The sequence below is a fragment of the Campylobacter sp. LR291e genome (assembly GCF_008633915.1).
Classification (GTDB): domain Bacteria; phylum Campylobacterota; class Campylobacteria; order Campylobacterales; family Campylobacteraceae; genus Campylobacter_D.
Genome location: NZ_VJNV01000005.1, coordinates 23,821 through 45,975, shown reverse-complemented (window position 1 = coordinate 45,975; position 22,155 = coordinate 23,821). Strand labels below are relative to the sequence as shown.

The window sequence follows — 22,155 nt, the reverse complement described above, 5'->3', positions numbered from 1 at the left end:
CTTTATAAAGTTAATGCTTCTTGCATAGCTTGTTTTATAAGTGTTTCTTTATCTTTTATATCAAAAAATAATTCAAAGGCAAAAACCCCTTGCCACAAAAGCATATCAGCCCCATCCTTAAAAATTAACTTATGTTTTTTACAAGCATTTAAAAAAGGAGTTTGTTTTCCATAAACTATATCACAGCCAAATTTGGCATTTGATAAAAGCTTATTTAATAAATTTTCATCGCAAGGCAAATTATCATTATTTAAACCGGCCGGGGTTGTATTAATAACTATGTCAAATTCAAAATCTTGCAAATTTTCATATAAAGAAGTTTTATAGTCCTTAAAGTCCTTAAAACGAGAACTTGAACGATTTGCAATTGTGCATTTTATGTTTTTTGAATTCAAGGCAAATGCTATAGCCTTTGCACTGCCACCTGCTCCTAAAATAAGGGCTTTTTTGATATCTTTATAATCTTTAATAGATTGTAAAAAGCCAGGTGCATCGGTATTATAAGCATAAATTTTATTATCTTTTAAAATGAGAGTATTTGCACTGCCTATTTTAACTACATTTTCATCCTTAATATCTGCTATATTTAAGGCTTCTTCTTTAAAGGGAATTGTTATATTTGCCCCATTTAATCTAAGTTTTAAAAATTTTTCTTTAAGTAAAGATTTATCATTTAATAAATAACGCGTGTAAATAGCATCAAACCCTAAGAATTTAATGGCATTATTGTGAATTCTTGGGCTTTTAGAGTGGTTTATAGGATTACCTATAACGGCTAAAACTTTCATTTTAAGGTTTTAAGGTAAATACAAAGGCGTCTTTTTCCACATCTTTTCTAATTTTAGTAAGTGCAGCATTTACCTCATCTTTACTAAAAGGTCCTATTAAAACCTTAGTAATGTCCTTATTATTAACCTTTGTTTTATAAAGCTTGTATTCATAGCCTTTTTGTTTTAATGCTGTTAAATCCTTTGACCTTTTATCAACATTTTCTACAGAAAATACTTGTACATAAGTACCAACAGGTAAACCACTTTGCTTATGTAAAACAGGTTCTATCTTTTGGGCTGGCATCTCTTTGAAAAGTTCTTTAGAATCAGCTTGTTTTTGCGTAGTAGCAGGTTTTGTTTGCTTTTCATTTTTAGCTACATTTATAGTATTACTTTGCGTAGGCTTTTGAATTTCTTGCTTTGGTGCAGGTGGTTCTGAATTTATTTCTTCACTAGGTGGTGGAGCTGGAATTTCACTAGTAACAAGGGTAGCATTTTGTTCATTATTTTCTTCTTTTGCAAGACTTTGTTTTAATAACTCAAATTGATTTTGTTCTTCTGTTAATTCGGTTAATGGAATGTCCTTAAAGCCATTTTTATCATCTAAGCCACTAATTGGCTCACTTGGGACAATCTCTTTTTCTTGATTGCCATTAAACAATTTATACACTAAAAGTATTACTAAAAATAGTATAACTAAGGCAATAACACGCAAAAGGATTTTTTTGATTTTTTCACTTTTATTGCTTTTTTCTAAGATAATATCATCAAATTCTGTCTTATTTTCATTTTCCATTTTTACTCCTTTTACATATGTCTTGCCCACGAACTACCACGTTCTTTTTGGAACACTTCGTAAGGAACAATTAAAATATTAAAATCTCTTGGCATATCCATAGTTGGAAAAACACGCCACTCAACAGGCATTTTACTTGCAAACATCATAGAAAGCTTTGAGGCCAGTGAATAACCTTCTGTTAATGCTGTATGACCCTTATGTATATACAAATGCAAATGGCCAGGTGTTTTTGTTTTATAAGCTGTGAAATTCATAAAACCCTCTTCTCTTAAAATAAGCTGGGCCCTATGCCAAAATCTATCAGTGTTAAAGCCATTGTAATCAAACACTATATTTTCGACCTTATTATTGCGAGTGATTAAATCATGTGCTACAATGATTTTCTTTGATGCATGTTCTCTTAAAACATTAGCACTTAAAAGGGCGTTCACTCTTTCAAATCTGTCGAAAAAATAACGACCTCTGTATTCACATTTACTTATAATTCTGTCTTTTTTAATGTAATAATGGTCGCTTATCATTTTTATAAGCGACATGTCCATTGTTGAAATCAAAACATAGCCTTTGAATAAATAATAAAATCTTTTGCAAGAATTTTGAGCTTTTCTCTAATACTTGTTTGTAAATCTTTATTGTTGATATCATCTAAAATATCGGCAATGTAATTTGCCACAACTTCAATTTCTTTTTCCTTGAACCCTCTTGCTGTAAGGGCTGGAGTACCTATTCTAACACCACTTGTTACAAAAGGACTTCTTTTTTCACCAGGGACCGTGTTTTTATTAACCGTAATTCCAGCATCACCAAGTGCTAAATCTGCATCCTTGCCACTAAATTCTTTATCTAAGAAAGAAACTAAAACAAGGTGATTATCAGTGCCATCACTTACTAATTTATAATTTCTTTGCATTAAAACCTTAGCAAGAGTTTTTGCATTTTTTACAACTTGACTTGCATAAATTTTCCACTCCGGGCTAAGATTAAATTTAAATCCAACTGCCTTAGCCGCGATAACATTCATTAAAGGACCACCTTGAATGCCTGGAAAAATTGCTGAATTTATCTTTTTAGCAAGTTCTTCATCATTACACATTATAATGCCACCTCTTGGACCCCTTAATGTCTTATGAGTAGTAGAACTTACAACATGGGCGTGCGGAAAAGGACTTGGGTGTTCATCTGCTACAACAAGTCCTGCTATGTGTGCAACATCTGCAAATAAATAAGCCCCGACCTCATCGGCAATTTCTCTAAATTTAGCAAAATCAATCACCCTTGCATAAGCACTCGCCCCACAAACTATAAGCTTTGGTTTAACCACTTTAGCAATTTCTAAAACCTTATCATAATTAATTCTACCATCAAGTTCAACCCCGTAAAAAAAACTTTCATACATTTTACCCGAACTACTAACCTTAGCCCCGTGTGTTAAGTGACCTCCATGGCTTAAATCCATACCAAGAATTTTATCGCCTCTACTTAATAAAGCAGCATAAACACCTTGATTTGCTTGAGAGCCTGAATTTGGTTGAACATTTGCAAATTCGCAATTAAAAAGCTTTTTACAACGATTAATCGCAATTTGTTCAATCTCATCTACAAATTCACAGCCACCATAATACCTTTTATACGGATAGCCCTCTGCATATTTATTTGTTAAAACACTACCCATAACCTCCATAACTTCCGGTAGGGTAAAGTTTTCACTTGCTATCATTTCTAAACCCTCGCATTGTCTAGCGAGTTCTTTATTTGTCAAATCAAAAATATCTTTGTCAAATTGTTCTAAGCTCATATTTATCCTTCTTTTAATTCTGATTTTAATGGACGCATAGCTGGGAATAAAATCACGTCACGAATGGATTTTTTACCAGTTAATAGCATGACAAGCCTATCTATGCCTATGCCCTCACCTCCTGTTGGTGGCATACCAAAGGCAAGTGCACTTACAAAGTCCTCGTCCATTTCGCAAGCTTCTTCATCACCTGCATTTTTAGCCTTAATTTGCTTTAAAAATCTCTCATATTGGTCTTTTGGGTCATTTAACTCATTAAAACCATTTGCAAGTTCCTTACCTGCGATAAAAAGCTCAAAACGTTCAGCTATATTTTCATCACTATCACTTCTTCTTGACAAAGGACTTATAGATATAGGAAAATCTGTGATAAAGGTTGGATTTATCAGCTTATTTTCTACAAAATTATCAAAAAGTTCAGCTTGCAAATGCCCTAAATCTAATCTCTCATTAACATCAATATTATGAGTTTTTAAAAATTCTATTATAGCATTTTTATTCCCAAAAATATCTTCATTTATCAAACCATATTCTTTAAGTGCTTCTTTATAAGTTAGCCTTTTAAAAGGAAGTGTAAAATCGATTTTCATTTCATCATATTCTATAACTTGTCCTAAATTTAATTCTTTCAAAAGAAAAATTAAAAGCTCTTCGGTTAAATTCATTAAATCCTTATAATTATGATAAGACCAATAAAACTCAATGCTTGTAAATTCCGGATTATGTGTTAAATCCATGCCCTCGTTTCTAAAACAACGATTTATTTCAAAAATAGCCTCAAAGCCACCAACTATAAGTCTTTTTAAATAAAGTTCAGGTGCAATTCTTAAAAATCTCTCAACGCCCAAAGCATTGTGAAAGGTTACGAAAGGTTTTGCATTTGCCCCTCCTGCGATAGGATGCATCATTGGCGTTTCTACTTCTAAAAAGTTTTTTTCTTCAAAAAAATGTCTTATTAAGCTAAGTATCTTTGAACGCGTTATAAAATCCTTTCTTACTTGCTTATTCATAATCATATCTAAATAACGTTTTCTATATCTAAGTTCTATATCAGTTAAGCCGTGAAATTTTTCAGGCAATGGCGAAATAGCCTTTGCGGCAAGTTTTAAGTCATTAAGATGAATGCTAAATTCCCCTGTATTAGTTACAAAGGGATAACCACGAACAATTATAATATCGCCTACTTCTAAGTTTTTTTTGAAAAGATTATATTTTTCTTCGCCTAAGCTGTCTTTATTAAAATAAATTTGAATATTATCCTTTTCATCTTCTATATTTGCAAAGGTAGATTTTCCCGCCACTCTTAGTAATTTAAGCCTACCAGCAAGTAAAATATTTATACTTTCATCTCTTTTATTTTCACTATTTAGAATATAAGAAAATTTTTCTTTGAATTCTACAATCGACATATCCTTTTGCAAAAAATGTGGATAAGGATTTATCCCTGCATTTTTTAAGGTATCGGCCTTAGCGATTCTTTGTTGTTCTAAAACATTATCAAACATTTAAATTTTTACCTTAACTTTTTGAGTACAACCACTGCAAGTTCCATAAAGTTGCATTAAATGCCCGGTAAGCTTAAAGTTATGTTCTTTTGCTACTAAGGATTGCTGTCTTTCTATGACGGAATTTTCAAATTCTATAATCTTGCCACAATTTTTGCATATCATATGGTCATGATGAGGCTTATTAGCAAGTTCGTATTTTTTACCCGATGAACCAAAGGATATAGAAGTTACCATTTCTGCTTCTTCAAGCAAATTTAAGGTTCTATAAACGGTTGCTATGCCTATATTTAAATCAGGCACACTTTGCTTAATCTCCATATATAAGCTTTCAGGGGTATAATGCATATCGTTATGGTACAGAGTTTGAAGTAAAATTTCTCTTTGCTTTGTATATTTAAGTCCACCCTGTCTTAGAATTTTCTTAAATCTTTCAAGCAAGGCATCATATTCCATATTTTCAATTATCATTTTGCACTCCTTGTATTAAATCATCCTTGAGTTCTTGCACATTGTCTTTTAATTCTTGAGTACCTTCTTGTATATTTTGTCCTAATTCTTGTATATTTGAGTTAATATCTTGCTTTAATTCTTGTAAAGGATTTTGTGCTAATGGTTGATTCATAATGTACGCACCAGTATTTTTAAGTACCGATAAAGTGTAACTATCTTTTGCAAAGCTATCAAGTTTATCTTTTAAAGGTCCTATTTTTTCTATACAAAAAACCAATATAGCAAAAATTAAAAAAACCTTGGCACTACCGAAAATAAAACCACCTATTCTATCTAAAAAGCTAAGTCCACTAAATTTTACAAGTCTTGCTATGAAAGAACCTAAAATTAAGCATATAATCCAAAAAATAATTAATATAGATAAGAAACCAGCAAAGGACGCAAGGTCTTTATTGTCTATATTATAAAGATTTTCTTGGATAAATTTTGCAGCCTCATCAGAATAAACAGCAGCGATAAAAACACCACCTATAATGCCTATAAGACCGAAAATTTCTTTAACAAGTCCATTAACTCCACCCTTTAATCCCAAAAGAAAGGTAAAACCTAAAATAAGTACATCAAACCAGTAAAAATTCATAAACTTTTCTTCCTAAAAAATAATTTTACAATTTTACAATATAACTCTTAAATATTAAGTTAATCACTCTATAATTTTAGGCACTGAGAAAAAATGTCCATCATGCCTTGGAGCGTTCTTTAAAACCATATCCACAACCTCACTACTCTTTGGTTCATCCTTTCTAAAAGGCGTTCCACCACCAATTGTACTTACCACAACTTCTTTTTGACTTAAATCTAATTCGTTAAGTTTTTCTACAAAAGTTACAATCTCGCTAAGTTGTGCGATAACCTCACTTCTTTTTTCATTAGAAATTTTTAAAGTGCTTAATTTTTCAAGTTTTGTAAGTAGTTTTTCATCAATTTGCATTATCCAAACCTTGTCAAAAAAATTTTAAAAATTATAACATAAAAAGCTTTATTTAGAATATTTTATTTTTATTATGTTACAATTGCACTTTTTAAATTTACAAAAAAGGATAAATTTTGGCATTTAAAGAAAATTTAGAGGCTGTCAAAAGTGGTTTAAACACAGAAGAACAATTCATAGAAAAATTTATTAAGGGCGAAAGATTTATTAAAAAATATAAATTTTACATACTTGCTATTTTAATTATTTTGGTACTTTATTTTATTACTACCCTTATAATCCAAAAGGTACAAGAAAGCAATATTCAAACAAGTAATGAATTATACGCTAGTTTAATGCAAAATTCAAATGATAGTACGACAATTAAATTATTAAAAGATAAAAATATAAATTTATATGCTATTTTTCTTGCCCAAAATTTAGATTCAAACCTAGAAGAGTTAAAAACCCTTACAAAAAATGAAAAATTAAATCCCTTGTTAAAAAATATTTTAGTCTTAAATTTTAATGAAAATTCCATTTTTTTAAAAGATTTTAGCACTATTTTACAAGCCTTTAAGCTTTTAGAAGAAAATAAAATCAAAGAGGCAAATATTTTATTAAATAAAATTAAGCCAAATTCAAGCTTAGAACAACTTTCTCAAAATTTAAAACACTATCAAGGCATTTAAATGAGAATTTTTTTATGCCTTATATGTTTAATATTTAGTGCTTGTACCACACAAAGACAATATTTTAACCCTGAAAAAATAGAAGCTAAATTAAGCTATGATGAAAAATTAAGTTCTACTATAACAGATTGGAATAATTTTAGTGCCAAACTTAAAAATAACTCAGTAATAGCTAAAAACTACGCAGATAGCTTAAATTTCAAGCTTAAAAAGGGATACAATCTTTTAGCTTATGAAGATGGCGAATTTATAGTAGCTAACAATGATGGGATATTAAAAATTTATGATAGTATAGGCGAGGAATTATATACTGAAAATTTCGAGGCTAGTGTTGTAAGCGTTAGTACTAGTGGAGATGATATAGCCTTGGTTTTAGCAAATAATTCTATAGTTTTAGCAAATAGAAGTTTAGGTGTTAAATTTTCTTATGCCCTAACTGCGACCTCTGGGCAAGATAGTCGTATCGCTGCACCTATTTTTTTAGATGAAAACATTATATATCCTAGTTTAGATGGAAAATTAATCATCATATCTAGACAAGATTATGCGATAATAAAAAATATAGTAGTTTCAGCAGATTATTTTTTTAATAATGTGATTTTTTTAGACATAATACAAGATAAAATCATAGCTACAACGGCTAAAAAAATAATTGCTATAACAAATTACGAACAAATTCTTTATCAAGATGCAGATATTAAAACCCTAGCTATAGGTGAGAATGAAATTTTTATATTTTGCAAGGATGGAAACATTATAAAAACAGATTTTAATCTTAAAAAAATGGCTGAAAAAAAATTTGATTTTGCCATTTTTACAAAGGCTAATATTTATAATGATGCACTTTATATGGTGGAAAAAACGGGTTATTTGATTAAAAGTGATTTAAATTTAAATGATTTTCAAGTTTTTAAACTAGAAGGAATTGAAGAAGAAATGTCCTTTATGGATGGGGATAAGCTTTATTATTCTAATAAGATTTTAAATTTATTATGAACACTTTAAATAAAGGAATAAACATGCTAAATTTTACAAATATGAATTATATTGATTTAAAAGCATTTACTAAGAAAAAAACTATATTTTGTGCCTTAAATTCAAACGCCTTTTGTATGTCTTATGAGGGCAAAAATAGATTTTTACAAAAAGACGGCCTAGCCTTACTTAGCTTGCAAGAAGAACTTTATAAAACTTTCAATTTAAAACAAAAACTAAGATATTTTTTTATTAAAAACGCACTTTGTTCTAAGGCTAAAACTATTTTAGAAGAAAAAGGATTTATATGCTCTTATGTGATATAGGAAATTCCAGTGCTAGTTTTTTAGAAAAAACAAAATATTTTAGTATGAGTATTGATAAATTTTTAGATTTTAAAAGCGATAGAAAAATATATTTTATCAATGTAAATGAGAGTATAAAAGAACATTTAAAAACACAAAAAAATTTTGTAGATTTAGAACCTTATTTTAATTTTGATACCATTTATCAAGGGCTTGGAGTTGATAGAATCGCTGCTTGTTATACCATAAGTGATGGAGTGGTTGTTGATGCAGGAAGTGCTATAACGGTTGATATAATGGCAAATTCTATGCACCTTGGTGGTTTTATATTGCCTGGCATTGCAAATTATAGAAAAATTTATGCGTCCATTTCATCTCGTTTAAAATGTGAATTTAACACTCAAATTAGCCTTGATGCCTTTGCTCAAAAAACAAGCGATGCGTTAAGTTATGCCGTTTTTAAGGGAATTTATTTGTTAATAAAAGACGCTACACAAAATAAAAAACTTTATTTTACAGGAGGAGATGGTAAATTTTTAGCAAATTATTTTGATAATGCCATTTTTGATAGATTGCTTATTTTTAGGGGTATGCAAAAGCTTTTAAAAGAAAATCCAAATTTATAATAAAAAACTTAAGAAAATGCAATATTTTAAAAAAAGGTTACAATTTTATAACAAAATATTTAATTTTTGTTTATAGGCTAAAATGGACTAAAATTGATATTTAATTCATATGAATGCTTAAATATGTTACCAAAATACTCATTTAAGGTAGCTTATTTAAGCTTTTATTTTTTTATAAAAGAAATTGCATTAAACTTTCCTATGAAAGAATTTAAAAAGGAATAATAGATGAGTCAAAATGAATTTGATGTACTTATTATTGGGGCTGGAATCTCTGGTGCAGCTTTGTTTTACGAACTTGCAAGATATACAGATATTAAAAATATCGCTTTGATAGAAAAATATAACGCACCTGCTACATTAAATAGCAAGGGAACTAGTAATTCTCAAACTATACACTGTGGGGATATTGAAACAAATTATACCTTTGAAAAGGCAAAAAAGGTTAAAAGAACTGCTGATATGATTATTAAATATGGAAAACTACAAAACGCAGAAAATAAATTTATGTTTTCTCATCAAAAAATGGCACTTGCCGTTGGAGATAGCGAATGTGAATATATGAAAACTAGATACGAAGAATTTAAAGAACTTTATCCATATATTAAATTTTTTGACAAAACAAAGATAAAAGAAATAGAACCACGCGTTGCACTAGATGAAAATTTTAGTAATGATAGACCTGAAAATATCGCTGGAATGGGTATTGAAGCTGGTGAGGTGTTTACCACGGTTGATTATGGAAAAATGAGTGAAAGTTTGGTTGAACAAGGACAAAAACAAGGCAAAAACACACTTGTAGCCTTTAATCAAGAAGTAAATTTTATAGAAAAAAAGGATGGTGGCTTTTATATTCGCACTACTGATTATAAAGAATATCACGCAAAAGCCCTTGTAGTAAATGCTGGAGCTCATTCTTTATTTTTAGCTCATAAATTAGGTGTAGGACTTGATAAATGTTGTTGGCCTGTTGCTGGTAGCTTTTACTTAACAAAACAAAAGCTATTAAATGGTAAGGTTTATATGGTTCAAAATCCTAAATTGCCATTTGCTGCCTTGCATGGAGACCCTGATTTACTGGCTGATATGAATACTCGTTTTGGACCAACAGCCCTTGTTTTACCAAAGCTTGAAAGATACCATGGTTTAAAATCTATGCCTGAATTTTTCTCTACTTTAAAAATTGATAGATTATTTATGAAAATTGCCTTTGATATTATGAAAGATTCAATGGTTCGTAACTATTTGCTTTATAATTATCTTTATGAAATTCCAATTTTCAATAGATATTTATTTGTAAAAAATGCTAAAAAAATTGTTCCTAGCTTAAAGCCTAGCGATATTTATTATGCTGATGGTTTTGGAGGGGTAAGACCTCAAGTAATTGATAGGACCAAGGGTGAAATTATGCTTGGAGAAGCTAGTATTACCGATGTTGAAGGGGTAATTTTTAATATGACTCCAAGTCCTGGTGCTACAAGTTGTTTAGGTAATGCTGAACGCGATTGTAAGATTGTTTGTAAGTATTTAGGACAAAAATTTGATGAAGATAAATTTACTAGTGAGTTACTATAAAATAATTTAATGCAAAAAAAGACAAAAATAGTAGCCACAATTGGACCTACAAGCGAAAACAAAGAGATTTTGCGTCAAATGATTCTTAATGGCGTAAATGTTTTTCGCTTAAATTTTTCTCATGGAAGTCATGAATATCATAAAACTAATCTTGAAAAAATTAGAGAAATTTCAAAAGAATTAAATATTAGGGTTGGAATTTTACAAGATATAAGTGGTCCAAAGATACGAACAGGCGAACTTCAAGCACCATTTGAGTTAAAAAAAGATGATAGACTTGACTTTTATAAGGATAAAACACTAGGCGTTAAAATTGCTAATAATCACTACAAGCTTAGTATAAATCATAGTGAAGTTTTAGCTAGGTTAAAGGTTAATGAGCATATTTATCTTTATGATGGTTCAATTAGTGCTAGAGTTAGTAAAATTCATAATGATTTTATAGAAACTATCATAGAAAATGATGGTTTTTTAAATTCAAATAAGGGTATAAATTTTCCAAATACTAAAATAAATATCGATGTTATAACAAAAAAAGATAAGGCTGATTTGCTTTGGGGCATTGAAAATGAGATTGATTTTTTAGCTATTTCTTTTGTACAAAACGCACATGATATTACAGAAGTAAGGGAAATTTTAACACAAAATAAGGCTAAGATTGCTATTTTTGCAAAGATAGAAAAATTTGACGCCGTTGAAAATATAGATGAGATTATCGCAATAAGCGATGGCATAATGGTAGCTAGGGGAGATTTGGGTATAGAAGTACCTTACTACAAAGTGCCTAACATTCAAAAAGAAATTATTCAAAAGGCAAATATCGCCTCAAAACCTGTAATAACAGCTACTCAAATGCTTTTTTCTCTTGCAAAAACTAAGAATGCTACTAGGGCTGAAATTTCAGATGTGGCAAATGCTGTTTTAGATGGAAGCGATGCTGTAATGTTAAGCGAGGAAAGTGCAATTGGAATTGACCCTGCAAATGCTGTAAATGTAATGACTAGAACCATTATAGAAACAGAAAAAAATTATCCTTATAATAAATTTAATCTTTTTGATTATCTTGATGAGACTGATAAAATTATGGCTAGTGCCACTCATATCGGCGTTGATTTGGGTGTTAATGCCATTTTTGCCCTAACAAGTAGTGGTAAATCGGCTATTAAAATAGCAAGATATCGCCCAAATATAGATATAATAGCCATTGCACATAGTGAAAAAACACTAAATTTTTTAAGCATAGTTTGGGGCGTTAATCCTGCTATTTTAGTAAATCCAAGTGATGAGCTTGTCCTTTTGCTTAAAGATTCTGTTAAAACAAGCGTTAAGTTAAATTATATGAATAAAAACGAAAGCTATATTTTAACTGCTGGTTTTCCTACAGGCGTTGAAGGTTCTAGTAATCTTATTCGCATACTTAAAAAAGAACAAATTGAATATTATTTAAAATAACATAAAAATTAAACTTTATTTATTAAAATAAATTTTTATTCCTTGTATGACCAAGTGCTAAACTTTCTTTGTGCTTCTTTTATGCTTTATGTAATCATACAAAACATGAAAGATTTTTATTTCACACAATGCTATAAAAATATACTATAAAGAAAAATATCTTATAAAGTTGACATAATGTATTTTCTAAATATTAATTGTCCTTATTTATTTCTTTGCAAATTTTTATCTAAATTTATTTTAAAGATAAATTCTTTATCCTGTAATTTTGCTATATAGTTTTGTTTGCTTTCTTGTACATATATAAATATAGGGGAATTTTTTATTATTGTGTTGTTGCTTTGTTTTGTTATCTCATTTAAATTTATATTCTTAATTCTTATCTCAAAATTCCCTTTATTACTATATGTGTCTACTTCTTCTGGTAAGCTTATTTCTATTCCTAAGGTACAAAAAAAATTTATTTGCTTTTAGTTTTGTTTATAGGGTGTAGGGCATTTTAAGCTCCTTTAAATAAGATTATAAATTTTATATTATTATAACCTTTTTAACCCTATTTTGATACAATCAAATATTTATCAAGGAAATTGCAATGAAAATTTATATAAGTGGTATTCATACAGATGCAGGCAAAACTCATTTAAGTGCGTTAATGTGTGCGAATTTAAATTTTGATTATTTTAAACTTATACAAGCTGGTGTTCCAACAGATAGTGAGCTTATAGCTAAATTTAGCCAAAAAACAAAGATTTTTGAAACTGGTTTTTTTTTAAAAACTCCTACTTCTCCACATCGTGCTAAAATTCTTGAAAATGCTAAATTTAATGCCTTTGATATAAAAATTCCAAAAAGCGATAAACTAGTTATAGAACTAGCTGGTGGGCTTTTTACTCCTATTGATGAAAAAACAACCATGATTGATTATATGAGTGAGTTTAATTTTCCTACTATTTTAGTGGCTAAGTATTATTTAGGTAGCATTAATCACATATTATTAAGCATAGATGCCTTAAAACAAAGAAAAATTAAAATTTTATGTATAGTAATGATGGGCAAAAAAGATATTTTGCAAGATGAATTTATTAAAAATTACACGCAAATTCCATTGATAAATGTTGATTTTTTTAATGAAAAAAGCGTGATAAATAATGATTTTAAGCTTAATATGCAAAAAATTTTAAACTAAATTTTCTTTGCTAAAAATTTCTTTTAGCACCCTTACTACCATAGAAATTTCATCTTTTTTTATCACATAAGGTGGCATACAATAAATAGTATTTCCAAGAGGTCTTAATAAAATATTTTTTTGCAAGGCCTTTTCAAAGACAAAAAGACCAGCCCTATTTTTATTTGTTTTTACAATATCAAAGGCATAAATCATTCCCCTTTGTCTAAAATTTCCTAAAAATTCAAATTCTTTCAAGTTTTCAAATTCTTTTTTTATAAATTCACTTAAAATTTTATTTTTTTCTATGATATTTTTCTTTTCAAAAATATCAAGACAAGCATTTGCAGCTGCACAAGCTAAAGCGTTTCCTGTGTAGCTATGAGAGTGTAAAAAAGCCTTATTGTTTTCATAGCTATCATAAAAACAATCATAAATTTTATTATCTATCATTACGACAGATAGTGGCAAATAACCAGCCGTTATACCCTTTGAAAGACAGATAAAATCAGGTTTTTCTTCGCATTGATTAAGCCCAAACATAGTACCCGTACGACCAAATCCAGTAGCTATTTCATCAAAGATAACTTGCACCCCAAAACTATGACAAAGCTTAATAGCCTCGTCTATAAATTTAGCACTATACATATGCATATTTCCAGCACATTGAACCAGAGGTTCTAAGATAAAGGCACAAAGGTCCTTTGAGTGTGTTTGAAGTATGTTTTTAAGGGCATTTAATTCATTTTCAAAATCATCACTTTTTGGCACAGGGGTTTTAAGGCATTCTAAAAGTAAGGGGGTATAAATTTCTTTATAAAGTGCCACATCTCCAACGCTTAACGCGCCTAAGGTTTCACCATGATAGGCATTTTCAAGGGATAAAAATTTACTTTTTTTGACGCCCTTATTTAAAAAATAATGAAAACTCATTTTTAAAGCGACCTCAACAGCAGAAGACCCATTATCTGCATAAAAGCATTTTTGATATGGCAAAAGCGAACATAAACGGCTTGAAAGTTTTATAATGCTTTCATGAGAAAAACCTGCTAAAAGCACGTGTTCTAAGCTTTTAAGTTGCCTTTTAATGGCTTTGTTAATATACTTGTTACTATGTCCAAAAAGATTTACCCACCAAGAACTCACACAATCTAAATATGGCTTATCATCAAAATCATAAAGCCAAACGCCCTTTGCCTTTTTTATAGGAATTAAGGGCAAATTCTCATAATCTTTCATTTGCGAACAAGGATGCCAAATGTGTTTTAAATCCAAATTTTTAAGCTCTTTGCTATTCATTTTTTACTTCTTTATTAAATTTATTTTGGCACAATAATACTTTAAATTTTTAAATTTTAGGAAAAAATTTATGCAAATTTCAAAAATATTGCAAGATTTAAAAGATAATGCAAATTTTAGAGAACTAACACCCTTAAAAAAATATGATAAATTCGTATTTAAAAGTGGTAAAAAACTTTTAAATTTAGCAAGTAATGATTATTTAAATTTATCCTCTTTGCAAAATTTAAAAAATGAGTTTTTAATCTCTATCAAAAAGGATGATTTATATTTTTCAAGCACGAGTTCAAGAAGTTTAAGTGGAAATTTTAGTATTTTTAGTGAACTTGAAAGCTTTATAAGCACCTTTTTTGAAAGCAAAAGCTGTCTTCATTTTAATAGTGGCTATCACTTAAATATTTCTTGTGTAAGTGCTTTAGCAAGTTTAAAAAATACCCTTTTTTTAGCCGATAGACAAATTCATGCAAGTATGATTGATGGTTTAAAACTTGGTAGGGCAAATTTTCGCCGTTTTAAACATAATGATTTAAAGGATTTAGAAAGCTTAGTGCAAAAATATCATAAAGAATATGAAAATATAATCATTCTAAGCGAGGCCTTATTTAGCATGGATGGTGATTTTTGCGACCTTGAAAGTCTTGTAAGAATCAAAAAAAGCTATAAAAATATCTTACTTTACATTGACGAGGCACATTCAGTTGGTTGTTTTGGTAATGGAATGGGTAGAATAAAGGCTTTAAAACTTGAAAAAGAGATTGATTTTATAATCTTTACCTTTGGAAAGGCCCTTTCTTCAATGGGTGCTTGTATGATTTGTAATAACAATTTTAAGGATTTTTTCATAAATAAAGCTAGGGCCTTTATATACTCAACTGCCCTACCTCCCATAAATGTAGCTTGGTCCTTATTTATCTTTAAAAAACTAGCCTTCTTTGAAGATAGAAGACAAAATTTAATGCAAATTTCAAGCTTTTTTAAAGATAAATTACTAGAAAAAAATTTAAATGTCTTAGGGGATGCTTATATAATCAGCTTAATTTTAAGCTCAAATGAAAAAGCCTTAGAAAGTTCCTTAAAATTAGTAAAAGCAGGTTTTTTCGCCCCGGCCATTAAAGAACCAAGCGTAGCAAAAAATAGTGCTAGAATTCGCTTTTCTTTGCATAGTGATTTAAACAAAGAAGAAATAAAAAATCTAGTGAGTTTTTTATGAAAACGCAGTTTTTGCATCTTAATAAAAATTCAAAAGAACTTATAATATTTTTTGCAGGTTTTGCAAGCAAGCCTTGCCATTATCAGCATTTAAGTAGCAAAAAAAATGTTTTAATGGTATATGATTATAAGGATTTAACTTTGCCAAAATTAGATATAAAAAATTACGATAAAATAAGCCTTATTGCCTTTTCTATGGGAGTTTGCGTAGCTACTCATTTTTTATCAAATTTAAGCTTTAATAAAAAAATCGCCATTAATGGTACAAATTTTGGAATTCATAAAGAAAAAGGAATTCCCCCTACACTTTTTTTAAAAACCATTAAAAATTTAAAAATTGATGATTTTAAAATCTTTCTTTTTGGAAAACACTTAAGTAAAACAAATTCCTTTGAATTTAATAGTGAAATAGAACTTAAAAAAGAGCTTAAAAGCTTGTATGATTATATTTTAAATACTAAGGAAGTAAATTTTTCTTGGGATAAAATTTATGCAAGTAAAGGGGATTTAATCTTTCCAAATACTGCCCTTTTGGCAAGTTTTCAAGAATGTATCTTTGTAAATGAACCACATTTTTTATTTTTTTATTTTGATAGCTGGGATGAGTTTTGAATTTTTTAAAGGCTAAAAAAAGCTATGAAACAAATGCCATAGTACAGGCAAAAATGGCTGATCTTTTATGCGAACTTTTGCAAAAAAATAATTTATTAAATTTTGATAATGTCTTTGAATTTGGGGCCGGGCAAGGTGAGTTTAGCAAAAAAATTCAAAAAATTATTAAATTTAAAAGATATATAAAAAATGATTGCTTAGATTATGGTTTAAAGGATGCTTATATTTTTGATATGAATGATATTAAAAGCTCGCCTTTAAGTAAACAAAAATTTGATTTAATCACTTCAAATGCGTGTTTGCAATGGCTTAATATAGAAAAAATTTTACCGACCTTAACAACTATGCTAAATAAAAATGGGCTTTTATTATTATCAAGTTTTGGTAAAAAAAATTTAGAACAAATAAAGCTTAGTACAAATCTTGGCTTAAAATATCTAAGCTTAAAAGAATATGAAATTTTACTTAAAAAAAATTTTGATCTCTTAAATTTAAGTGAAAAAAAATTTGAACTTGAATTTGATAGTGCTTTGTCAGTGTTTAGACACTTAAAATTAAACGGGACAAATTCTTTTGGTCCCTTTTTTTTAAGTAAAAAATTCTTAAAAGACTATGAGAAAAGATTTAAAAATAAGCTTAGCTATCATTGCATTTTCATTTTATGTAAATATAAAATAAATAAAAATTAAAGGGGCTGTTTTTGTCCTTAAAATGCCTATTTAATGATATTTCAAAAATTAAGAAAGATATTATTTTTTTATGTTAAAATGAAATAATTTATTTTACTAGAAAGGATAAAAATGAAGAAAATTCTGATTTTTTTAGGAATTTTGTTTTTCGTTACAAATGCTTGTGCGGAAAAAATAAGCGTTTTTGTGGCTTCATCAGCTTCTAAGGCTATGACAGAAGTAGGCGAAGCCTTTAAGAAAACTCACCCAAAAGACGAGGTTGAGTTTGTTTTTGGTGCTTCTGGTAAGCATTATCAACTTTTAAAAGAAGGTCGTGAATTTGATGTATTTTTCTCAGCTGATGCAAAATACGCTGCACAAATCGCACAAGATGGAAACGCTCTTGGTGAGCCAAAAATTTATGCTTTAGGCGTTGTAGCACTTTATGCTTTGGATGAAAGTTTTTTAAAAGATGGAATTGAAGGGCTTAAAGGTAAAAGTTCTAAGATTAAACATTTAAGTATTGCAAATCCTAAGGTTGCACCTTATGGCGTTGCAGCTACTGAGGTTTTAAACAATCTTAAAATTTATGATACTTTCAAGGATAGAATCGTTTTAGGTGATAATATTTCTCAACCAGTGGTACACGTTGATAGTGGGGCAGCAGAGATTGGAATAGTAGCTTTTTCTCTAGTTTCAGAAGTTAATAATCCAAAAGGAAAAGCTGTAATCATCGATGAAAAATACTTTAAACCACTTGAACAATCTTTCGTTGTAACAAAATATGCTAAGGGCAAGAAAGAAAAACTTGCTACTGATTTTGCAGCCTTTATTGCTAGTGATGAAGCAAAGACCATTATTAAAAAATATGGATTTAACACTCCGTGAATATCTTAGTTGGTGAAGTTGTAGAACTTTGTAACGAGGGCGATATTGTTATCGCCCGCTTATCCGTTAATGAAGTCGTTTTTAGTGTTTTAATGATAGATTTATTAAGCTTAGACAATCTAGCAGTAAATAATAAAATAGAAATGCTTTTTAAGGAAAATGAACTTTTTCTTGCAGATTTAAACTCAAAATTAAGCGTTGAAAATACTTTTAAAGCAAAGATTATAAAGATAGTAAAAGGCAAACTTTTATGGCAGGTCTTTATTGATTTTCAAGGCTTAACTTTGAGTGCTATTGTGACAACTAAGAAAGGCGAAGAAATGGTGCTTAAAGAAGGTGAAGAAAAACTTTGTTTTATTAAAGAAAATGATATAACTTTAAGGATATAAATGTTTCTTGATAGTGCTTTTTTAGAGACCCTGTGGCTTACTTTTAAACTCTCTTTTATAACCACTTTTTTACTTTTTTTTGTAGGTATTTTTTGTGCTTATTTTTTTGTCTTTGTACGCTTTCCTTTAAAACCTATATTTCAAGTAATTGTAGCTATGCCTTTGGTTTTACCACCTAGCGTTTTAGGTTTTTATTTACTGGTTACCTTTTCAGCAAACAGCACAGTCGGACAATTTTTAAAAGAATACTTTAATTTAACCCTAGTTTTTACCTTTGAAGGTCTTGTATTTGCCTCCATGCTTTTTTCCCTACCCTTTATGGTAAATCCCTTACAAAGTGCCTTTGCTTCGGTAAGTAAAAATTTAATCGATGCTTCTTATACACTTGGCAAGGGTAAGATTGCCACGCTTTTTAGGGTAATTATCCCAAATTCAAAGGTTGGAATTTTTACAGGTTGTGTTATGGCCTTTGCACACACGGTTGGTGAATTTGGCGTTGTTATGATGATAGGTGGACACAAAAAGGGAGAAACATTAGTTGCTAGTATTGCTATATATGATGAGCTTGAGGCCTTAAATTACACCCTTGCACACCATTATGCCTTTGTGCTTTTTGCTTTAAGCTTTATCATACTTTTAAGCCTTTATTTTGTAAATAAAAAATTCACTTATTAGGTAAAAAATGATAAATATTGATATAAAACACCCTATTAACACGGTTAGAGGTTTATTAAATTTAGAATTTAAAACAAGCCTAGAAGATGGCAAAATTTCAGTTTTATTTGGTGAAAGTGGAGTTGGAAAGACTACCTTACTTAGAATTATATCAGGACTTTTAACCCCAAATTTTGGAAGATTAGATGTTGAAAACGAAGTTTGGCTTGATACAAAAAAAGGCATAAATTTAGCACCTCAAAAAAGACGTATAGGTTTTATGTTTCAAGACTATGCCTTATTTCCAAATTTAAATGTTAGACAAAATGTATCCTATGCAAGTAATGATAAAAAAAGGATTGATGAGCTTTTGGAAGTAATGGAGCTTAAAAAGCTTGAACACTCTTATCCTAAGGAATTATCAGGCGGACAAGCTCAACGCGTAGCACTTGCGAGGGCCCTTGCTAGAAAGCCTAAAATTTTACTTTTGGATGAGCCCTTAAGTGCATTGGATTTTAAAATGCGTTCTCACTTGCAAGATGAACTAGCAAAGACTCTAAATCATTTTGGTATTACTACCTTGCTTGTAAGCCATGATTTATCAGAAATTTACAAACTTGGACAAAGAGTAATTGAAATAAAAAATGGACGAATAGTAAAGGATGCTAAGACTAAGGAATTTTTCACTCATTCAAATTTAAGTGCTAAACTTAGACTTAGTGCTGTTTTGCTAGACATTAATAAAAGCGATATTATGTATGTTTTAACGCTTTTATTAAATCAAGATATTATTAAAATTACCCTTAGTCAAGATGAATTTGAAAACACCTACAAGGATATTAAAATAGGCGATACCCTAGTAGTTTCTATAAAGGCCTTTAACCCTTTGATAATCGGCAAGCTTTAAAAATTTAATTTAGTTTTTACTTGAAATTTGCCATACTTCTATAAATTTTTTTAAGGTTTTTTATGCAAAGAATTGTTGTTAAAGTGGGCTCTCATATTATCAGTGAAAAAAATTCAATTAGCGAAGAAAGGGTTGAAAATTTAGTTAAATTTTTAGTATCTTTAATGCAAAAATACGAGGTTATATTGGTAAGCTCAGCTGCCATTTCCACGGGTCAAACTAAGATAAATTTAGATAGAAAAAGCCTTGTCAATAAACAGGTATTAGCCGCCATTGGACAGCCTATTTTAATAGGCATTTATAATAAATTCTTAGCCAAATTTAATAAAATAGGTGCTCAAATTCTACTAACTGCTAAGAATTTTGACTCAAGAAAGGCTACTAGGTTAGCTAAAAATACCATTGATGAGATGCTAAAACTTGGCATTTTGCCTATTATAAACGAAAATGATACGGTTGATACTGGCGAGATTGTCTTTGGCGATAATGATAGTTTATCAGCTTATACTACCTATTTTTTTGATGCTAGTATGCTTATAATTTTAAGCGATATTGATGGTTTTTATGATAAAAATCCTGCTGAATTTAAGGACGCAAAACTTATTTCTAAGCTTGATAAAATCAATGATGAGTGGCTTGATGTAGAGATTGAAACGGGTAGCGAGTATGGAACCGGGGGGATTGTCACTAAATTAAAGGCAGCTAAGTTTTTACTTGAAAATAATAAAAAAATGTTTTTAGCAAGTGGCTTTGATTTAAATGTAGCTAAAAATTTTTTATTAGATAATGTTCAAAATGGTGGTACCTTATTTGAAAATGGCTTGTAAAGCAAATTTAGAAAGTAAGCCATTTTTAAAATGGGCTGGAGGTAAAAGAAATATTTTAGAATTTATTTTGCCCTTTGTGCCGAAAAAATTTAATAATTATTTTGAGCCCTTTTTAGGTGGGGCTGCCCTATTTTTTTATCTTAAAAATCAAGGAATTTTGGAATCTAAATATGTATATTTAAATGATAAGAATAATGAATTAATGAATGTTTATAAGGTGATTAGAGAGAATCCAAAAGAGTTTTTAAATGAGCTTAAAAAGTTTGCAAATAATCATAACAAAGAGCATTTTTATAAGATTCGCAATCTTGATAGAGATAAAAAGGCATTTGGGATTCTATCACTTTATCTTAGGGCAGCTAGATTTATGTATTTGAATAAAACTTGTTTTAATGGTCTGTGTCGTTATAACTTAAGGGGCGAATTTAATACCCCACTTGGAAGTTATAAAAACCCTAAAATCTATGATGAAAGCTTGGTTTTAAATGCTCATAATGCCTTGAAAAATACCTTTATCACCAATGATGATTTTGAAAAATCCACTCAAAAAGCAAAAAAAGGCGATTTTATATATTTTGATCCTCCTTATGCCCCATTAAATAAAACTTCGAGTTTTGTAAGCTATACTGATAATTTTTTAGAAAATGAGCAAATAAGACTTTTTAAGCACTTTAAAACCTTAGATTCTAAGGGCATAAAGGTATTGCAAAGTAATTCTAATACAGCTTTTATAAGTAAACTTTACAAAGATTTTAAAATCATAGAAATAAAAGCAAAAAGGGCGATAAACTGCAAAAGTGATAAAAGAGGAGAGATTGTAGAACTTTTAATTAAGGGGAATTATGAGTAAGAATAATGAAAGTTGGAAAACTATATTTGATAAATTGCAAATAACAAAACATAATTTTGATAACAAACCATTTTTTATTAATGCCCAATCTATAAAAAAATGTGTAAAAGATTTTAATAAAACCTCACAAAAGGAAGTTCGTATTTTATGCAAACAAGATAGTAGGGAAGAAAGACCTGAAATTTTTATAGAAAATGAACTTTTTATTTTGCCTATAAAAAACGGAGAATATGTGATTTGTAAAGGTGAAGGATATATTGATATTCCTAATATCACGACAAATTCCATTCATTATGCTAGCAAACTTAATTTTGAATTAAAAAGCTCTAGTATTGGGGATTCTGAAATGCAACATTTAGATTTTGCATATGCCTCAAGTCTTATTAGAACCTTTTTAAATGATGAAAGCTTAGTTTTAAGCATTCGCGGGCGCAAATATACACCACAATTTAGCTTTAATACAAATTTATATCAAAATATCAATGTAAAATCTGTGCAAACAGAAGTTGATAGCGGATTTGAAGGAAGAGATAAAATTGTCCTAGTAGAAGCCAAAAATAAAAATACCAAAAATGTTATCATTCGACAACTATATTATCCTATGCGTCAATGGCAAATTCACACTCAAAAAGAAGTTATTGCACTATTTTTTGAAAAAAGAGATAATAAATTTTTGATTTGGGAATTTGGTTTTAATGATATTTTAAATTATAATAGTATTTTTCTAAAAAATAGTAAAAAATTTAAAATTATAAATAAAAATTAAAATT

Annotated in this window: 25 protein-coding genes and 1 pseudogene; 17 read left to right on the top strand and 9 right to left on the bottom strand. The window is 29.2% G+C overall.

Annotated features, from left to right (window positions below; all coding sequences use genetic code 11):
- Window positions 1-2: 2 nt before the first annotated feature.
- The 8 genes and pseudogenes from FMM58_RS01420 to gatC form a co-directional block, all read right to left on the bottom strand.
- Window positions 3-788, bottom strand: coding sequence for a shikimate dehydrogenase (locus tag FMM58_RS01420; RefSeq protein WP_150139665.1), 786 nt, complete (start codon window positions 786-788; stop codon window positions 3-5).
- A gap of 1 nt (window position 789) precedes the next feature.
- On the bottom strand, window positions 790-1,566 hold the full coding sequence (locus FMM58_RS01415) for an SPOR domain-containing protein (protein ID WP_150139663.1): 777 nt from the start codon (window positions 1,564-1,566) through the stop codon (window positions 790-792).
- A gap of 11 nt (window positions 1,567-1,577) precedes the next feature.
- Window positions 1,578-2,123, bottom strand: coding sequence for a DUF1882 domain-containing protein (locus tag FMM58_RS01410; protein ID WP_150139661.1), 546 nt, complete (start codon window positions 2,121-2,123; stop codon window positions 1,578-1,580).
- On the bottom strand, window positions 2,120-3,364 hold the full coding sequence (locus FMM58_RS01405) for a serine hydroxymethyltransferase (protein WP_150139659.1): 1,245 nt from the start codon (window positions 3,362-3,364) through the stop codon (window positions 2,120-2,122). Before FMM58_RS01405 ends, FMM58_RS01410 begins: the two co-directional genes overlap by 4 nt.
- A gap of 2 nt (window positions 3,365-3,366) precedes the next feature.
- A complete protein-coding gene (gene lysS / locus FMM58_RS01400) occupies window positions 3,367-4,869 on the bottom strand; it encodes a lysine--tRNA ligase (RefSeq protein WP_150151508.1) in 1,503 nt (500 codons plus the stop codon).
- The gene (locus FMM58_RS01395) at window positions 4,870-5,340 is read right to left on the bottom strand and encodes a Fur family transcriptional regulator (RefSeq protein ID WP_150139655.1); all 471 of its coding nucleotides are present in this window, start codon (window positions 5,338-5,340) and stop codon (window positions 4,870-4,872) included.
- A gap of 61 nt (window positions 5,341-5,401) precedes the next feature.
- Window positions 5,402-5,962 (bottom strand): annotated as a pseudogene (locus FMM58_RS01390) (CvpA family protein); the annotation flags it as partial.
- Window positions 5,963-6,025: 63 nt separating this feature from the next.
- Complete coding sequence (gene gatC / locus FMM58_RS01385) at window positions 6,026-6,313, bottom strand: Asp-tRNA(Asn)/Glu-tRNA(Gln) amidotransferase subunit GatC (RefSeq protein ID WP_150139651.1); 288 nt, start codon at window positions 6,311-6,313, stop codon at window positions 6,026-6,028.
- Window positions 6,314-6,429: 116 nt separating this feature from the next.
- On the opposite strand from gatC, the gene FMM58_RS01380 reads away from it, so the two are divergent.
- From FMM58_RS01380 to bioD, 7 genes are all read left to right on the top strand, one after another.
- A complete protein-coding gene (locus FMM58_RS01380) occupies window positions 6,430-6,984 on the top strand; it encodes a hypothetical protein (protein ID WP_150139649.1) in 555 nt (184 codons plus the stop codon).
- Window positions 6,985-7,980: a hypothetical protein gene (locus FMM58_RS01375; protein ID WP_150139647.1), complete on the top strand. Its 996-nt coding sequence runs from the start codon at window positions 6,985-6,987 to the stop codon at window positions 7,978-7,980. It begins immediately after the preceding gene.
- A gap of 23 nt (window positions 7,981-8,003) precedes the next feature.
- Entirely contained in the window at window positions 8,004-8,285 is a 282-nt protein-coding gene (locus FMM58_RS01370) for a tram-like protein (RefSeq protein WP_223810135.1), read from the top strand.
- The gene (locus FMM58_RS01365) at window positions 8,267-8,890 is read left to right on the top strand and encodes a type III pantothenate kinase (protein WP_150139644.1); all 624 of its coding nucleotides are present in this window, start codon (window positions 8,267-8,269) and stop codon (window positions 8,888-8,890) included. The genes FMM58_RS01370 and FMM58_RS01365 overlap by 19 nt, the downstream gene beginning before the upstream one ends.
- Window positions 8,891-9,118: 228 nt before the next feature.
- A complete protein-coding gene (locus FMM58_RS01360) occupies window positions 9,119-10,465 on the top strand; it encodes an FAD-dependent oxidoreductase (protein WP_150139642.1) in 1,347 nt (448 codons plus the stop codon).
- A 9-nt stretch (window positions 10,466-10,474) separates the two neighbouring features.
- Window positions 10,475-11,917: a pyruvate kinase gene (gene pyk / locus FMM58_RS01355; RefSeq protein ID WP_150139640.1), complete on the top strand. Its 1,443-nt coding sequence runs from the start codon at window positions 10,475-10,477 to the stop codon at window positions 11,915-11,917.
- A 592-nt stretch (window positions 11,918-12,509) separates the two neighbouring features.
- Complete coding sequence (bioD, locus tag FMM58_RS01350; protein WP_150139638.1) at window positions 12,510-13,103, top strand: dethiobiotin synthase; 594 nt, start codon at window positions 12,510-12,512, stop codon at window positions 13,101-13,103.
- Here the strand turns inward: bioD and FMM58_RS01345 are convergent.
- A complete protein-coding gene (locus tag FMM58_RS01345; protein WP_150139636.1) occupies window positions 13,095-14,381 on the bottom strand; it encodes an adenosylmethionine--8-amino-7-oxononanoate transaminase in 1,287 nt (428 codons plus the stop codon). The genes bioD and FMM58_RS01345 overlap by 9 nt on opposite strands.
- Window positions 14,382-14,451: 70 nt before the next feature.
- Between FMM58_RS01345 and FMM58_RS01340 the strand changes: the two genes are divergently transcribed.
- The 10 genes from FMM58_RS01340 (at window position 14,452) to FMM58_RS01295 (ending at window position 22,151) form a co-directional block, all read left to right on the top strand.
- The gene (locus FMM58_RS01340; RefSeq protein WP_150139634.1) at window positions 14,452-15,591 is read left to right on the top strand and encodes an aminotransferase class I/II-fold pyridoxal phosphate-dependent enzyme; all 1,140 of its coding nucleotides are present in this window, start codon (window positions 14,452-14,454) and stop codon (window positions 15,589-15,591) included.
- Window positions 15,588-16,202: a pimeloyl-ACP methyl esterase BioG family protein gene (locus tag FMM58_RS01335; RefSeq protein ID WP_150139632.1), complete on the top strand. Its 615-nt coding sequence runs from the start codon at window positions 15,588-15,590 to the stop codon at window positions 16,200-16,202. The genes FMM58_RS01340 and FMM58_RS01335 overlap by 4 nt, the downstream gene beginning before the upstream one ends.
- Complete coding sequence (locus tag FMM58_RS01330) at window positions 16,199-16,891, top strand: methyltransferase domain-containing protein (protein WP_150139630.1); 693 nt, start codon at window positions 16,199-16,201, stop codon at window positions 16,889-16,891. Before FMM58_RS01335 ends, FMM58_RS01330 begins: the two co-directional genes overlap by 4 nt.
- A 111-nt stretch (window positions 16,892-17,002) precedes the next feature.
- On the top strand, window positions 17,003-17,758 hold the full coding sequence (modA, locus tag FMM58_RS01325; protein ID WP_150180311.1) for a molybdate ABC transporter substrate-binding protein: 756 nt from the start codon (window positions 17,003-17,005) through the stop codon (window positions 17,756-17,758).
- Window positions 17,755-18,147 (top strand): TOBE domain-containing protein, encoded by a 393-nt coding sequence (locus FMM58_RS01320; RefSeq protein WP_150180310.1) that lies wholly within the window; start codon window positions 17,755-17,757, stop codon window positions 18,145-18,147. The genes modA and FMM58_RS01320 overlap by 4 nt, the downstream gene beginning before the upstream one ends.
- Window positions 18,148-18,822 carry a molybdate ABC transporter permease subunit gene (gene modB, locus FMM58_RS01315; protein ID WP_150139625.1) on the top strand — a complete coding sequence of 225 codons (675 nt, stop codon included), beginning with the start codon at window positions 18,148-18,150 and terminating at the stop codon, window positions 18,820-18,822. It begins immediately after the preceding gene.
- A gap of 7 nt (window positions 18,823-18,829) precedes the next feature.
- Entirely contained in the window at window positions 18,830-19,708 is an 879-nt protein-coding gene (locus FMM58_RS01310; protein ID WP_150139623.1) for a sulfate/molybdate ABC transporter ATP-binding protein, read from the top strand.
- Between the two features lie 62 nt (window positions 19,709-19,770).
- Window positions 19,771-20,535, top strand: a complete 765-nt coding sequence (gene proB / locus FMM58_RS01305) for a glutamate 5-kinase (protein ID WP_150180309.1) — start codon at window positions 19,771-19,773, stop codon at window positions 20,533-20,535.
- Entirely contained in the window at window positions 20,504-21,385 is an 882-nt protein-coding gene (locus FMM58_RS01300; protein WP_223810430.1) for a DNA adenine methylase, read from the top strand. The genes proB and FMM58_RS01300 overlap by 32 nt, the downstream gene beginning before the upstream one ends.
- On the top strand, window positions 21,378-22,151 hold the full coding sequence (locus FMM58_RS01295) for a type II restriction enzyme (RefSeq protein ID WP_150180308.1): 774 nt from the start codon (window positions 21,378-21,380) through the stop codon (window positions 22,149-22,151). Before FMM58_RS01300 ends, FMM58_RS01295 begins: the two co-directional genes overlap by 8 nt.
- Window positions 22,152-22,155: the final 4 nt, after the last annotated feature.

Coding starts and splice junctions, on each gene's coding strand:
- FMM58_RS01420 (WP_150139665.1), bottom strand. CDS start 788: ATGAAAGTTTTAGCCGTTATAGGTAATCCTATAAACCACTCTAAAAGC.
- FMM58_RS01415 (WP_150139663.1), bottom strand. CDS start 1,566: ATGGAAAATGAAAATAAGACAGAATTTGATGATATTATCTTAGAAAAA.
- FMM58_RS01405 (WP_150139659.1), bottom strand. CDS start 3,364: ATGAGCTTAGAACAATTTGACAAAGATATTTTTGATTTGACAAATAAA.
- lysS (WP_150151508.1), bottom strand. CDS start 4,869: ATGTTTGATAATGTTTTAGAACAACAAAGAATCGCTAAGGCCGATACC.
- FMM58_RS01395 (WP_150139655.1), bottom strand. CDS start 5,340: ATGATAATTGAAAATATGGAATATGATGCCTTGCTTGAAAGATTTAAG.
- gatC (WP_150139651.1), bottom strand. CDS start 6,313: ATGCAAATTGATGAAAAACTACTTACAAAACTTGAAAAATTAAGCACT.
- FMM58_RS01375 (WP_150139647.1), top strand. CDS start 6,985: ATGAGAATTTTTTTATGCCTTATATGTTTAATATTTAGTGCTTGTACC.
- FMM58_RS01370 (WP_223810135.1), top strand. CDS start 8,004: ATGCTAAATTTTACAAATATGAATTATATTGATTTAAAAGCATTTACT.
- FMM58_RS01365 (WP_150139644.1), top strand. CDS start 8,267: ATGCTCTTATGTGATATAGGAAATTCCAGTGCTAGTTTTTTAGAAAAA.
- FMM58_RS01360 (WP_150139642.1), top strand. CDS start 9,119: ATGAGTCAAAATGAATTTGATGTACTTATTATTGGGGCTGGAATCTCT.
- pyk (WP_150139640.1), top strand. CDS start 10,475: ATGCAAAAAAAGACAAAAATAGTAGCCACAATTGGACCTACAAGCGAA.
- bioD (WP_150139638.1), top strand. CDS start 12,510: ATGAAAATTTATATAAGTGGTATTCATACAGATGCAGGCAAAACTCAT.
- FMM58_RS01345 (WP_150139636.1), bottom strand. CDS start 14,381: ATGAATAGCAAAGAGCTTAAAAATTTGGATTTAAAACACATTTGGCAT.
- FMM58_RS01340 (WP_150139634.1), top strand. CDS start 14,452: ATGCAAATTTCAAAAATATTGCAAGATTTAAAAGATAATGCAAATTTT.
- FMM58_RS01335 (WP_150139632.1), top strand. CDS start 15,588: ATGAAAACGCAGTTTTTGCATCTTAATAAAAATTCAAAAGAACTTATA.
- modA (WP_150180311.1), top strand. CDS start 17,003: ATGAAGAAAATTCTGATTTTTTTAGGAATTTTGTTTTTCGTTACAAAT.
- modB (WP_150139625.1), top strand. CDS start 18,148: ATGTTTCTTGATAGTGCTTTTTTAGAGACCCTGTGGCTTACTTTTAAA.
- FMM58_RS01310 (WP_150139623.1), top strand. CDS start 18,830: ATGATAAATATTGATATAAAACACCCTATTAACACGGTTAGAGGTTTA.
- proB (WP_150180309.1), top strand. CDS start 19,771: ATGCAAAGAATTGTTGTTAAAGTGGGCTCTCATATTATCAGTGAAAAA.
- FMM58_RS01300 (WP_223810430.1), top strand. CDS start 20,504: ATGGTGGTACCTTATTTGAAAATGGCTTGTAAAGCAAATTTAGAAAGT.
- FMM58_RS01295 (WP_150180308.1), top strand. CDS start 21,378: ATGAGTAAGAATAATGAAAGTTGGAAAACTATATTTGATAAATTGCAA.